The sequence below is a fragment of the Dawidia cretensis genome, from assembly GCF_018598175.1.
Lineage (GTDB): Bacteria > Bacteroidota > Bacteroidia > Cytophagales > Cyclobacteriaceae > Ohtaekwangia > Ohtaekwangia cretensis.
The window spans coordinates 88,265-102,767 of sequence record NZ_JAHESE010000010.1 but is presented as its reverse complement, the minus strand read 5'-3'; the positions used below and the strand labels follow the sequence as shown (position 1 = coordinate 102,767).

The window sequence follows — 14,503 nt, the reverse complement described above, 5'->3', positions numbered from 1 at the left end:
CTTTTTGTTATCTTTATCCCGCCTTTGACGCTGACACCATGAAATCATTCAAAAAGTACTACACGCTTGGCGCTCCTCCGGAAGACGTTTACCTGGCGTTGACCAATCCCCTCACCATTCACTTGTGGTCGGGCGAGGAAGCCGAAATGTCTACCGAGCCCGGCAGCGAGTTCTCGTTGTGGGAGGGAAGCATTGTAGGCAAGAACATCTCCTTCGAAGAAAACAAAATGATCGTGCAGCAATGGTACTTCGGCGATGATCAAACGGAAGAGTCGATCGTCACGATCAAGCTCCACGCTGCCGGCAGCGGCACCTCTGTAGAGCTACGCCACACCAATATTCCTGACGCTGACTATGACGAGATCGTCGATGGTTGGAACAACGTCTACTTTGGAGCCTTACAAGATTTTTACGACGAATAATTCCCTACGCCAAGTGTCGTTCGAGTGATGGCTGAGCCGGTGTGTTTGTCTGGCTGCCCCTAAATCTGCACTCGTGTAATCGATGATCTTTACTTCGTCGCCGTTGTCCGAACAAGTGACAGCAAGGGCTTATACGCACAGTAAGCCAAACGGGTGGTATCCCTAAATATCCCTTTTTTTAGGATTTTAGAATTAGAATTTTATTTCAAAATTTTCGATTGTATTAGAATATCGTAAACGTTTTAGTAGCGTTTTTAGAATAAATCCCGGTCGTTGGCCTCGAATCCGTTTTTTTATATGCCTGCTTTTTGTTTACCTTTAATTCCGCGTTTAGATTTCCCAACATCCAATCATGGACTATTCTCTTCTCCCGGACGAAGCCTTAATAGGCCTCATGAAACATGAGGAGAAGGGAGCATTCCGCGTATTGTACGAGCGCTATTGGAAGGAGGTTCTACTAGTGGCCTATCGCAAGACCGGAACCAAAGAGATCGCCGAAGAGCTTACGCAAAATCTGTTTTTGAACTTATGGGAGCGGCGCGCCACGGTAGAAATTCAGCACGTGCGTGCGTGGCTTTTTACGGCGATTAAGTTCAGCATCATCAATCATTATAAGTCGCAAATCGTTCACGAGAAATTCGTGAGCTATGTGCAGCATACGGCGTCCGACCATGCGCACACGACCGAACAAACGACGATACACCACGACCTCTCACAAGCCATCGACAAAGGCATTGCCTTGCTGCCGGAAAAAACGCAACAGGTCTTTAAGCTGAGTCGTTTTGAGAACCGTTCGATCAAGGAGATTGCCCGCGATCTGAACATTTCGGAAAAGGCTGTCGAATATCATATCACCCAGTCACTGAAACGTATGCGTGTCCACCTGAAGGATTATTTGATATACGGTTTTCTGCTGATCTATCTTCTATAACCCCCTCCATTACTACGGTGTATGGTGCCTGCTGCCAGGCAATTGATCACCTGATCTTGTTAAAAAAGTGTTAAAAAAATTAACTATCCATTTAGGGATGATAGTCTTCTATATTGACTTAATAACAGGCAAACCAAATTCCGTTGCATGAGCAAAGAAGTATTCCACAGTTTATTGAAGCGCTACCTGGAAGGTCGCTGTACCGAGGAGGAGAAAAAGATCGTCGAGCAATGGTACAACGTGCTGGACCGGGAAGGCTTGCCTGCCTATCAGGAAAGCGAGTTGGAAGCGATGGACGATCGTCTGTGGGCGACGCTCAGCCAGAAGCTGGACGATACCACTGAAACGCGCCGGGTGAGCTTTTTTCGGCGGCGTAATATTCAGCTGGGCATGGCGGCATCGCTGATCGCCGGGTTGTTGCTGATGGGGTATCTGGTCAGCATCGATCACGCTACGCCGGACGCCATTGCCCGCGAAGCGGGCGCGACGTTGCAGATGCGTCAGAACATGACCCTGTTGCCGGTATCGGTGCAGCTGGAAGATGGCACGCGGGTAACGTTAGCGCCAGGCGCCGTGCTGCAATACCCGGATCGGTTTGCGGCCAACAAGCGCGAGGTGTTCCTGACAGGAGAGGCCTTTTTTGAAGTGAGCAAGGATAAGCAACGGCCGTTCCTGGTGCTCAGCGAGGACCTGATCACACAGGTGGTCGGCACGAGCTTTATCGTGAAGGCGCAAGGCGCAGGGCATCCCAGCGAGGTAGCCGTCGTGACAGGCAAAGTGATGGTGTCGCGCAATACCGAGGGTGCGATTCTGCGTGGCCTGCTGACGGAAGAGCACCAGGTATACCTTACGCCCAACCAACGGGCGGTACTGGACCTGGAAACGGAAGAGCTGGCGGTATCGCTGGTGGCGGAGCCGGTGCCGCTGTCGGCAGAAGATGCTCCAGCAGAAAGCATTGTTTTTGAATTCGAGGAGGCACCGCTGAAAATAGTGTTGCGCAACCTCGAGCGGGCGTATGGGATTACGATCCAACCGGAAGATGTAAACCTGTATAACTGTACGTTTACGGGCGACCTGGCCGGCGAAGATCTGGAAACACGACTGGAGTTTATCTGCAGCTCCGTGGGGGCGGGTCATACCATCGAGGGTACAACCATCCGGATTACCGGAAAGGGTTGTCCGGGAAAGCAATAATATACATGAGAAGTGCCTAACCTATAATACATAACCTAAACCTAATCAAAGATCACTATGCAGCAACGATTCTACAGCATCCTATAACCGCAAAACAAAAAAGCTGACAATGTGGGGCATTGCCAGCTTAGAAAAGCTATCCGTTTTGAGGGGGTAGCGTTTTGCCCGGAGTATCATTTTCAGAACAAAACATTTAAAGGTATGAAAAAAAAGCGACTTATCGCCTGTCTTCAGGCGGTTTGGAAAGTCACTATTATAGCCGTGCTGTCCGGTTTTCTGGCCCAACCGTTGTTTGCTACTCCATTCTTGCAAGAACTGACTGATAAGCACGTTTCCCTTTCCGTAGACCAAGAAGAGATCCGCCAGGTGCTGGTGCACATCCAGGAACAAACCGGGATCAAGTTTGTGTATAGTTCCACGGCGGTGCCGGTAGATCAAAAAGTGTCGATACATGTTACCGACCAGCCTGTAGCTGACGTGTTGCGTGACATGCTGACTTCCCAGCAGATACAGTATAAAATTATGGACGACCGCATCCTGCTGTTCAAAGGGCAGGAATCCATGGTTGTGCAAAATGCGAAGCCGAATGCCGAGCGTTGGCTGGCACAGACCGTTACCGGTCGCGTGACCGATACCGACGACATGGCGTTGCCGGGTGTAAGCATTCTGGTAAAAGGTTCTACCAAGGGTACTACCACCGATAACAACGGGGTATATGCACTTGCAGTAGGCGAAGATGACATTCTGGTATTTTCGTTCATTGGTTTTAAGACGCAAGAGCAGCCGGCGCGTGGTCGCACGCAAGTTAACGTCGTGTTAGAGTCCGATGCCTCCGAGCTAGACGAAGTAGTAGTACAAGACGGTTACGGCGAACGTCGCAAGGAGAGCTTTACCGGCGGACCGATCACGGTGTCGGGCGAAGAGCTGCGGCGTGTCAACCCCATGAACCTGCTGCAAAGCATTCAATCGTTTGACCCTTCGTTCCGCGTGCAACAGGATAACTCTTTTGGCTCTAACCCGAACAAACTGCCCGACATTCAGGTGCGTGGTGCAACGGGGCTGCCGTCTAATGCTACAGCAACGGATCAGACCAATGGACTGGTAAACCGGGCGCAGATGAATAATCCGAACCTTCCCACGTTTATTTTGAACGGCTTCCAGGTAAGCATTCAAACCATCTATGACCTGGACATGAACCGCATTGAGTCGATCACGCTGTTGAAAGATGCAGCGGCGGCGGCTATCTATGGCTCACGCGCTGCCAACGGTGTGGTGGTTATTACCTTGAAAAAACCAGAAGAAGGTGCGCTGCAGGTAACGTTTAACTACGACATGCAGGTAACGGGACCGGACCTGTCGGTATACGATGTTTTGGATGCTAAAGACAAGCTTGAGTATGAGCGCCTGGCCGGTGTTTATTCGAATAAATCCGGACGTTCGACCTGGACGCAACTGGACCTCGATCGACTTTATAATCATCGTGCACAAGCGGTAGAAGAAGGAAGAAATTCTTACTGGTTATCAGAGCCGATCCAGACCGAGCTTGGTCACAAAGCTTCTCTCGCAATCGAGGGCGGCTCAAACTCTCTGACATACCGACTTACCGGCCGATATCAAACGCTCGCTGGCGTCATGAAAGGCTCGAAACGCGATCGTTCGGGGCTGGAGGCATTCTTGCAATACAACAAAGAAAAATTCAGTGTCAGCAATAGCTTGCAAATAAACCAGGTCAGCGCACACGAGTCGCCCTACGGTAGCTTTGAGCAGTATGTGAAGATGAACCCGTATTACCGCAAAACGGACGAAAACGGCAACGTGCTCCAGGTGCTTGACGAATTTCGTGCTCATGATAACTCCGATGTTGTGAGGTACAGGAACCCGGTATACGATGCGACCCTGCATAGCTTTGAGAAAAACGTCTATACACAGATCATCAACCAAACAGGCTTCTATTGGCGCATGACGCCCCGGTTAGAGCTGCGCGGTCAGCTGAACCTTGATAAAAAGCTGACACAGGAGGATATGTTTAAGTCGCCTTTCCGGAACGAGTATGCCAACTACACTGGTGACGACTTAAAGAAACGTGGCGAGTACCAGTATAAAACCAACGATGAGATTACGTATGATGGTAACCTGGTGTTGAACTATAACACAAGCATCGGTAAACATGTGATAGCCGCTAACATTGGCGCTAACATTCGTAACTATACCTCCGATTTCAAGGCCTTCCGTGCCATTGGTTTTGTAAACGACCGTTTTGATCAGGTCGGGTTTGCTACGCGTTACAAGGATGACGACATGCCGGGCGGTTGGTACTCGCAAGAGCGTTTGCTGGGATATTTTGCCAGCGCCAACTACTCTTACAAAGATCGATACCTGGCCGACTTGTCACTACGTATGGATGGTTCGTCCAAATTTGGCAATGACAACAAATTTGCACCTTTCTGGGCCGCGGGTCTTGGCTGGAACTTGCACAAGGAAAAATTCTTACAGGGGAATCCTAACATCAACCAGTTGAAGCTGCGCGCCACGACCGGTGTAACAGGTGAAGTGTCGTTCGAATCGTATTTGGCGGAGACTACATATAAGTATTTCAATGACTGGTACTCGAGCGGCGTAGGTGCTTCTTTTATGGGCTATGGCAACAATGACCTACGCTGGCAGCGTACGCGCCAGTATGACCTGGGGATTGAGTCCATTTTCTTTAAGAACCGGTTGAGCTTTACGCTGCGCGGTTACTATAAGTTGACGGACGATCTGGTGGCGGATATTGTGGTGCCGCCGTCGCTAGGTTTCACGTCATACAAGTCGAACCTGGGTAAGATGGAAAATAAAGGGCTTGAGCTCTACATGCGTGGCACGGTCTATCGTACCAATCACTGGAACGTGTCGCTTTGGGCGAACGCGTCGCGAAATGTCAACACGATCAAGAAGATCTCCGAGTCTTTGAAGAAGTATAACGAGCAGATCGATGATCAGCAGAATGAGGCAGATAATCGCACGACGCCGCTGCTTCGTTACAACGAAGGTCAATCGCTTAAAACGATCTACGCTATTCGCTCGCTTGGTATCGACCCTGAAAACGGGAAAGAAATCTTTGTGAAAAAGGATGGCACGCTCACCTACGAATATAGTGTGAGAGACTTCGTGGCTGTAGGCAACGAAGCGCCTAAAATAGATGGTTCGTTTGGTACAGACGTTAGCTATAGAAACTTTACGGTGAGTTTGAACTTCTACGGTAAATTTGGGGGTGACATGTATAACCAGACCCTCATCGACCGAGTGGAGAATGCCAGCCCGTATAATAACGTAGATCGGCGGGTATTCGACGGGCGTTGGAAACAGCCCGGCGATCACGCAGCCTTTAAGAATATCACCGACCTGACTGAGACGCGTGCTTCGTCGCGCTTTGTGCAGCGTGAGAACACAATCGAGTTGCGTAGTGCTAACATCTTCTATGAAGTGCCGTCGGCTATTGCACATCGCTGGAAAATGCGTACGATGCGGGTAGGCGCAACGGCCAACGACATCACCCGTTGGTCTACGATCAAGATGGAGCGCGGCATTGACTACCCCTTTGCGCGGACGGTGACATTCTCTCTTTTTTCAACATTTTAAGCCTATGAAAAAGCATATATTCTGTTGGTTAATGGTGGCTTGTTTGATGGTCTCCTGCTCGGACTACCTGGACGTGAAGCCCAAGTCGCAGGTGGAGGTAGAAACGCTCTTCAGCACACAGGAGGGATTCATGGAGGCGTTAGTCGGCGTATACCTGGGCTGTATAACGAGAGAGCTGTATGGATATGAGCTGCTGGCCGGCACACCCGACGTGCTCGCCCAGGATTATTACGCTCCTGCCAATACAAACGCTGTCTGGGAAAAGCAATATTTGCAGACCCGGACGTTTGACTATTCGCACGAGTATTTTCGACAGCGACGCGACGATATCTGGGAAGGATTGTACAAAGCCATTGCAAATGCGAACGTTATCCTGGAGCGCATCGATGATAAGAAAACGATCTTCCAAAATGAAGCGGATTTTTACATCATCAAAGGGGAAGCATTGGCGTTGCGAGCATACCTGCACTTCGATCTTTACCGCATGTTTGCGCCTTCGTATCTCAGCGATCCGGGCGCAACGGCGATACCGTATGTCACCATCTTTTCGAATGCTGTAACACCGCAGTCGACCGGCGCCGAGCTGGTAGAGCGAGTGATTGCTGATCTGCAGCAAGCCAAAGATCTGCTGGAAGCGTGGGATCCTATCGTAAAAGACACGTATGTCGTCGGGTACCCTGATGACGCCAAGGAAACCGAAACGGCGGATCGTATGTTTCTTCAGAATCGCCGTCATCGCCTGAACTACTATGCGGTATGCGCCGCGTTGGCGCGTGTATACCTATATAAAAACGATAAGGCGGCAGCGTTGACGCATGCACGTCTTGTCATCGACGCGGGTAAATTCCCCTGGACGGCAAAGGAAGATTTTAATGCCGATGCCGATGAGGAAAAAGACCGCATTGCATATAAAGAAGTTTTGTTTGGCTGGGACATTGACAAGCGCGGTGGGGATATAGAGAATTACTTCTATGAGAATCCTACATCATTGAGTACGTTGGTAGACGACGGTACGCTGATCTACGAGACGGGTAGCGTTGGCTCGTCAGACTATCGATTTAAACAATGGTTGAATCAGGGTACTACAAGCGGATTTACAGCGCTTTTCCTGCAAAAGTACAGGCGTGATGGCGACGGCAATCGTCACCCGCTCATTGCGCCCATGCTGCGCCTGACTGAAATGTATTATATCGCGGCGGAGTGTTCTTTCGATTCCGATCCGGAAACTGCCTGGAACTACTTCAATCAGGTGCGCTACAACCGAGGCATTGGTACCGAGATTCATGGTGAAACTTCCAGGGAAGTCTTTCTAAGCGAGCTGGTGAAAGAGTATCGCAAAGAGTTCTTTGCCGAGGGCCAGGTGTTCTATGCTTATAAGCGTTTGAATCGCGACATACTCGGTGCGCAGCAAATAGCGATTCCGGCTTCCGACAAGATCTTCGTATTGCCAATGCCGGACGACGAGATTGCTTTTGGCCAACGTAATTAATTCAACCACTAACGTCTTTTCGTATGAAACAAACCATATTATTCTTGTTGGTGGCCAGTGCCTTGTTCTCCTGCGGCGAAGTGGAGATCGATCGGTACGAGACATCTGACAATATCTATTTCGACTTCGACGATGAAGAAACGAGCGATCGCGACAGCGTTGTCTTCTCGTTTGCCTATACACCCGAGAAAGTGTCAGACACGGTATACCTTCCTGTACGTATTTCGGGTTTACGCGTATCCCACGACCGTCTCTTTAAGCTGACCGTCTTGGAGGACTCTCTTAGCACGGCGACGCCCGGGCTGCATTACAAACCCCTGGAGGATTTCTATATGATTCCGGCAGATTCAGGGACGCTGCGGGTGCCGGTGATCCTGTATAATCAGGACACGCTATTACAAGATAAGAGTGTAGCCGTACACTTCATGCTTGTGCCGACGGAAGATTTCGTTACAGCCTTGCCGTATGGCGTGTACGCTAAACTGGTGTTTTCCAGCCGGCTGGAGAAACCAGACTGGTGGGCTGGGGTAGAGTCGGTGTTTATGGACTACTCCCGTACAAAACATCAGCTATACCTCATTTCTATTGGCAATATTCCCCTGATTATGGAAGGCGCCAATATTCCCTACAACCTGTTCATTATGGACAAGTTCCGTCGCTTTTTGATAGATCCTTTTACGTGGGTGCAATCCAACCCGGATTACCAAATCGACACGATTGTGGACGATCAGGAGTATGTTTTGTTCAGCAAGGCTAACCCGACCACCCTCCGGTTTAAGATCCGATGGGATAACGACGCGAAGCGTTATTATTTTATCGATGAAAACAACAGCAAAGTGTTATTCAATTAAACGGATTTCCCCATGCGTACAAGAATATATTTTTCCATTATCGTTCTTTTATTCGTAACGGCTGCCTGCTATGAAGATCAAGGGAGCTACGATTATACTACTGTTGAGATTCCCGTCGTGAAAGACCTCGTTGACTCTACCTTCGATGCGATCGTGGGGGACACACTGGAAATCACACCCACGGTCATTCACAGCCTGGCCAGCACCGATCAGCTGACCTATAAATGGCAGTTCATGTTTCCGTACGAGCCGTTCTTTCAATACTTTGAAGGACGGACGCTGAAAACGCTGTTCTCGCTCGTGCCCGGTACGTACGATGCTACATTGACGATTACGGACAATTCGAACAACCTGAAATACTATTACGACTTTAAGATCAGTGCCAAGACCGAGTTCAGCTTAGGCACTGTCGTGTTGACGGATGTCGGGGGAGCAGCACAGCTGGCCTTTGTAAAGCCGGATGGTACCATCATGCCCAATCTGTACGAAGGTCTGAATGGCGAGCCGCTGCCGTCGCAGCCCAAACAACTGCTGGCCCGGAACCTGGCGTTCCAACCCACGAACATCATTGACTACTGGGTTGTGAGCGGCGATCCGCAAAACGCAGGTGTGATTATCGACGCCAGCACAATGAAAAAGGCCTCGCTGATTCGCGATAACTTTTTTGATCCGCCGGCGTCGTTCTCGATCAACAACCTTCAGGCTGGAAATTTCTTTGGCGTAACGACGGGTGTCATTGATCATAAACTGTATCGAGGTACTTCCAATACATTCTATGGGTTCCCCACCTATGGCAAATATGGTCTGCCGGCCGCCGGTGATTACGAACTGGCCGATGATTATATCCTGGCAGGGGCGGAGACTCCCGGTCCGCAATACTATATAACGTTTGATACGAAGAAAAAACGTATCGTGACGTTTGACATGGCTACTGTGTATAAAGATACTACCTATGACGTGATTCCTACAGGTCCAGGTTTCGACCCCAAAAATGTCGGCATTGACATGTTTGCGATGGAGCACCTGAACAGCTCGGTGGCCCTGGCTTTTGCGCGTGACGGTGCAGGCAAAATATATGAGTACAATTTCTCGCATGATCCAGCAACCGTCCGGCCGAAGTATCGACGGGAGTTTAAAGGTGGCAGCCTGGTTCGCGAGAATACGAAGTTTGTCGGTACGATCTATGAAGATTTGTATTTCAATTCCGACGATAAGATCTACAAATTCAACCACGTAAACCAGGATCTTGTGGCGCTGGATGCCGACTTCGGCGGCAAGATGGTCACGATGATCAAGCTGGATAAGATCAACGGCAAAGATGTCCTGCTGGCGGGTACGGAAGGGGCTTTGTATTACCTGGATATTGATACGGGTAAAAATGGGAATATTACGTATACGCTGGACGGACTGGACGGCGACGTGATCGATGTGGCTATACGGAAATAGTTTGTTTGCCTGTGAAGAACCGACGCTGTGCCTTTGTACAGCGTTGGTTCTTTTAGATATAGCGGTTTATTCCTCCGGTTGTGCGAATGTTTTCGACGGTAGGGAAAAGCGATTACCGGCTTAGGGATGCCGGCCGGTTGGGTGACTAATAATCATGGCGCGGAGATCGCCCGAGGGGATCTCTGTTGTGGATATTGAAATAGAAGTGAAGAAGATGAAAGTTTACAGACGCATTACCCTTTTGATTTTTGTGATGGTGCTCGTAATTCCGGCCTACCGGATCGTACGCGCGCAAGGTACGGTCGAGACGGCCGGTGGTCTCGTGATCGACGATGAATTTGTCTATGGCAGCCTGGAGCGCGGTGCACGCCGGCTCGTGGACGAAGGCAAGACAACGGCCTTCGTTACGCTAGCCGAAGAGCTGAACCGGACACGATGCACGGTGGCCTTACCGAAGTCTCGGGCGAAAGCGATGCCCGATACGCACATTTATGCGCAATGCCGGAAAGGCGTGCTGGTGGTGGGTACGTTGTACAAATGCTCGCATTGTCCGAACGACCACCTGCGCGCGGCCTCGGGGTTTGTGATTGCCGAAGAAGGTGTTGCTGTGACGAGCTATCACATCTTCCGCGGCGACGCGACGGACGAGAAAACGGACGTAACGGTGGTGGTGATGGATACGGATGGCACGGTATATGCCGTGACGGAAGTGCTGGCGGCAAGCCTGGCCGACGATATTGCTGTTTTTAAGATCGACACGCAAGGCAAGAAACTGCCGGTGTTGCCGCTGGGGTCGGATGCGGCGCCGGGCGATGATGCCAACGTCATTGGTCATCCGCACAACATGTTTTACTCTTTTACGCAAGGTACTGTCTCGCGCTGGTATCGCCGCAACGGTGGTGATAAGATGAGCGTCACGGCCGACTTCTCGCAGGGCTCCAGCGGTGGGCCCGTGCTGGACGACAAAGGCAACGTGATTGGCATTGTGTCGGCGACACGATCGCTGTACAATGGCGACAACAACGTGCAGATGGTATCGCGGGAAACGATTCCTGTGCGTGCACTCCGTGCGTTGACTACAAAATAACTCCTGGCTAAACCGGCGGGTGTACGGATAATTTATATAACCGGTTTTACACTGTAGCCCAACCGAGCGATATTCGTACGGAAAGTGCTTACAGAATCTTTTACATACTGTAACCCTTACTTAAAAAACATGAAGAACAAATTCATTGTCGTTACGATGCTGGTGCTGCTGGGTGTGGGCGCCTATGCGCAGAGCCCCCGCGGCTACGTGATTACTGGCAAGATCGAAGGCCTGAAAGGCAACGTTATCATGCGCCACATGGAAAATGGCGTAGACATTGCCGATACGGTAAACGTTACCGACGGCTCATTTGTATTTCGCGGCCGTATCCAGGAACCGGCGGACATGACCATCATTTTTTCTCCGGAGGCACGTTTTCAGAAAGTATTCTATGTACAGAATATGGACCTGCAACTGGTGGGCAAAGCCGACGCTTTGGACAAACTGGAAGTAAAAGGCTCGCCGGTACAAAATGACTACGCACAGCTGGAGGCGCAGATCGCGGCATACCGCGCCAAGGTCATGGAGGTCTATAACAAGGCCGAACAGGCGCGCACTGCGGGTGATACCGTGCAAGCGGCAGCCCTGCAGAAAGATGCCGACAAAATGTACCGTGGTGAAATGAGCGTGCGCAAACAATTTGTGCTGGACCACCTGAACAGCTTTGCGAGCTTGAATGAGCTGATGAATTGTATCAGCGCGGAGAACCTGGACGAGTCGCAAGCGATCTTCAATAAACTGGCCGAGCCCCTGAAGAAGACGACCAAGGCCAAGGAAATCACCGAGCGTATCGCCAACCTGCGCGCAACACAAGTGGGTAAGGGGTATATCGATTTTGTGATGAACGATGTTGACGGTAAGCCGGTGAAACTTTCGTCGTACAAGGGCAAGTATGTACTGCTCGAGTTCTGGGCCAGCTGGTGCGGACCGTGCCGTGCCGAGAACCCCAACCTGCGCGAGCAGTATAAAAAGTATAACGGCAAAGGTTTTAACATCTTGGGTGTATCGCTCGATAGCAAGGCCGAGCCGTGGAAGAAAGCCATTGAAAAAGATGCGCTGCCGTGGGTGCACATCAGTGATTTGAAGGGCTGGCAAAACCAGGCGGCCGTGCAATATGGTGTCCGTGCGGTGCCGGCCAACTTCCTGATCGGCCCGGATGGCAAGATTATTGCGAGAGATCTGCGAGCCGAAACCTTAAATGCCAAGCTGGAGGAGCTTTTTCACTAGGAAAAATATAGATACGGAGGGCATTGGTGCCCTCTGTTCTTTTTTATACTTTACGTCTAACCTATCACCATGAATTGTTACTCCCTACGAAGCTTTGTATTTGTTTGTATGCTGTGTGTGCTGCCCGGCATGGCCTTGCAGGCACAGCAGACCGCCAGGAAGAGTGCGCCTGCCAGAAGCCTGGCGCAACTGCAACAGGAGTTTGTTGATCTTCGCTTTGGCATGTTCATACACTACAACATTCCGACGTATATGGACCAGGACTGGGCCGACCCTGATGCGTCGCCGGCCCTCTTTAACCCATCGAAGTTAAATTGCGATTCGTGGGCCAAGGCGGCTAAATCGGCGAACATGACGTATGGTTGTCTGACAACAAAACACCACAGCGGCTTTGCTATCTGGAATACCAAGACGACGTCGTATAACGTTATGAACAGCCCGCTGAAACGTGACGTGGTAAAAGAATATGCCGACGCTTTTCGTGCCAACGGCCTGAAGGTGATGCTGTATTACTCCATCCTGGACACGCACCACAAGCTGCGCCCGGGCTACATTACCAAAACGCATATCGAGATGGTGAAGGCTCAGCTCACGGAGCTGCTGACCAACTATGGCGACATCACGGCGCTGATCATCGATGGCTGGGATGCTCCCTGGTCACGTATTTCGTATGACGACATTCCGTTTGAAGAGATCTATACCCTCATCAAGACGTTGCAGCCTAACTGCCTGGTGATGGACCTGAACGCTGCCAAGTATCCAGCCGAAGCGTTGTATTACACCGATATCAAGTCGTATGAGCAGGGCGCGGGCCAGCATATTTCTAAAGAGGCCAACAAGCTGCCGGCACTGTCATGTTTGCCGTTGCAGGCATCGTGGTTTTGGAAGAGCCGCTTTCCGACGGAGGCGATCAAAGACGTAAACGTCTTGGTGAAGGACAACCTGGTGCCCTTTAACCAGGCGCATTGCAACTTCATTCTGAACGTGGCGCCTAACCGCGACGGTTTGATCGACAACAATGCCCTGGCAGGGTTAAAAGAAATTGGCAAGCTGTGGAAACACGAAGGTCCCTTGTCGCTGCTGCCGCCGAGTGATGCGCCGATCATTTCTTCCAACATTGCCAAAGGCCAGCCCACCAATGCCAGCTGGAGCGATGACATGTGGATCATGGACTTTGCCAACGACGACGACTTCAGCACGGGCTGGAGGTCGAATGGCACGGTAAAGACGCCGTGGTACGAAGTGGTGCTGGATAAGGACCGCCCTTTTAATATGATCATTATCGACGAGGATCAGCCGAACATTCGTCAGTACAAGCTGGAGTACGAGCTCAATGGTGTTTGGAAGACAATCTTTGCGGGCGAGAATGCCAATAAGATCAAGATTCACCGTTTTGATCGTGTCTGGGGCGGCAAAGTTCGTATTTCGGTGGACCGTTTTAGCAACGCACCTGTAATCATGGAATTTGGCGTATACGACGAGCGTAAGTAATCGTTTACCGAGACAATCTACTACCGCCACTATGGTATCGTTTTGTAACAAGCTGAAAGGCTTCCTGGCAGGAGTCTGCCTGGGAGCCAGTATTTGCGGATTTTCTCAGGAACACCCCGATGTGTATCATCGCAATGGTTTTACACTTATATTTGAAAGCGAAGACAGTACCTTGGATGTGAAGGTAAAAGATCGTATGATCGAGACCTTTTTCCAGGTGTATGCTGTGCTGACGGCGCAGTACAACCCCCTGGCGGAGCGCCAGGTTAATTTTCACGTAGACACGGCGTACACGGGCGTGGCCGAAGCAGGCGGTTCCCACGTGCGGTTCAGCTCGCGCTGGCTGCACGCGTATCCCGAGGATATCGACGTGGTTACGCACGAGGTCATGCATGTTGCTCAGGCCTATCCGTGGGAACGGTGCCCGGGCTGGCTGACAGAAGGCATTGCCGACTACGCGCGTTATAAATTTGGGGTTGACAACAGCGGCGCGGGGTGGTCTTTACCGCCATACCGCATCGGCCAGCACTACATGCAAGGGTACCGGGTGGCGGCGCGCTTCCTCGTATGGATGGAAGAGCGCATTCAACCGGGAATTGTCTACACGCTGCACCGGAAGCTGCAGATGGGCATCTTTCAAGATGCACTGTGGCAAGAGCAAACCGGCTATACGCTGGATGAGCTTTGGGACCGCTACACCGGCGAGGCGGCTGAAATGAGTGTTCAACGATAACCAATTTTTACATC

11 protein-coding genes are annotated in these 14,503 nt (G+C 50.8%); all 11 read left to right on the top strand.

Features of this window, described 5'->3' with window-relative positions; genetic code table 11:
* The first annotated feature begins 38 nt into the window (after positions 1 to 38).
* The 11 genes from KK062_RS12420 to KK062_RS12365 all read left to right on the top strand — a co-directional run bounded on the left by KK062_RS12420 (position 39) and on the right by KK062_RS12365 (position 14,489).
* Entirely contained in the window at positions 39 to 422 is a 384-nt protein-coding gene (locus KK062_RS12420; protein ID WP_254084620.1) for an SRPBCC domain-containing protein, read from the top strand.
* Between the two features lie 352 nt (positions 423 to 774).
* Positions 775 to 1,353, top strand: coding sequence for an RNA polymerase sigma factor (locus KK062_RS12415; RefSeq protein ID WP_254084619.1), 579 nt, complete (start codon positions 775 to 777; stop codon positions 1,351 to 1,353).
* Between the two features lie 147 nt (positions 1,354 to 1,500).
* The gene (locus tag KK062_RS12410; protein ID WP_254084618.1) at positions 1,501 to 2,547 is read left to right on the top strand and encodes a FecR family protein; all 1,047 of its coding nucleotides are present in this window, start codon (positions 1,501 to 1,503) and stop codon (positions 2,545 to 2,547) included.
* Between the two features lie 201 nt (positions 2,548 to 2,748).
* A complete protein-coding gene (locus KK062_RS12405; RefSeq protein WP_254084617.1) occupies positions 2,749 to 6,165 on the top strand; it encodes a SusC/RagA family TonB-linked outer membrane protein in 3,417 nt (1,138 codons plus the stop codon).
* Positions 6,166 to 6,169: 4 nt separating this feature from the next.
* The gene (locus tag KK062_RS12400) at positions 6,170 to 7,654 is read left to right on the top strand and encodes a RagB/SusD family nutrient uptake outer membrane protein (RefSeq protein WP_254084616.1); all 1,485 of its coding nucleotides are present in this window, start codon (positions 6,170 to 6,172) and stop codon (positions 7,652 to 7,654) included.
* A 23-nt stretch (positions 7,655 to 7,677) separates the two neighbouring features.
* On the top strand, positions 7,678 to 8,505 hold the full coding sequence (locus KK062_RS12395) for a DUF4843 domain-containing protein (RefSeq protein WP_254084615.1): 828 nt from the start codon (positions 7,678 to 7,680) through the stop codon (positions 8,503 to 8,505).
* 12 nt (positions 8,506 to 8,517) lie between these two features.
* Positions 8,518 to 9,951, top strand: a complete 1,434-nt coding sequence (locus tag KK062_RS12390; protein ID WP_254084614.1) for a PKD-like family lipoprotein — start codon at positions 8,518 to 8,520, stop codon at positions 9,949 to 9,951.
* Positions 9,952 to 10,105: 154 nt separating this feature from the next.
* Positions 10,106 to 11,038, top strand: a complete 933-nt coding sequence (locus KK062_RS12385) for a S1 family peptidase (RefSeq protein WP_254084613.1) — start codon at positions 10,106 to 10,108, stop codon at positions 11,036 to 11,038.
* Positions 11,039 to 11,167: 129 nt separating this feature from the next.
* On the top strand, positions 11,168 to 12,265 hold the full coding sequence (locus KK062_RS30925; RefSeq protein WP_317195771.1) for a redoxin domain-containing protein: 1,098 nt from the start codon (positions 11,168 to 11,170) through the stop codon (positions 12,263 to 12,265).
* Between the two features lie 69 nt (positions 12,266 to 12,334).
* Positions 12,335 to 13,756 carry an alpha-L-fucosidase gene (locus KK062_RS12370; RefSeq protein WP_254084612.1) on the top strand — a complete coding sequence of 474 codons (1,422 nt, stop codon included), beginning with the start codon at positions 12,335 to 12,337 and terminating at the stop codon, positions 13,754 to 13,756.
* A 31-nt stretch (positions 13,757 to 13,787) separates the two neighbouring features.
* Entirely contained in the window at positions 13,788 to 14,489 is a 702-nt protein-coding gene (locus KK062_RS12365; protein WP_254084611.1) for a basic secretory protein-like protein, read from the top strand.
* The last annotated feature ends 14 nt before the right edge of the window (positions 14,490 to 14,503 follow it).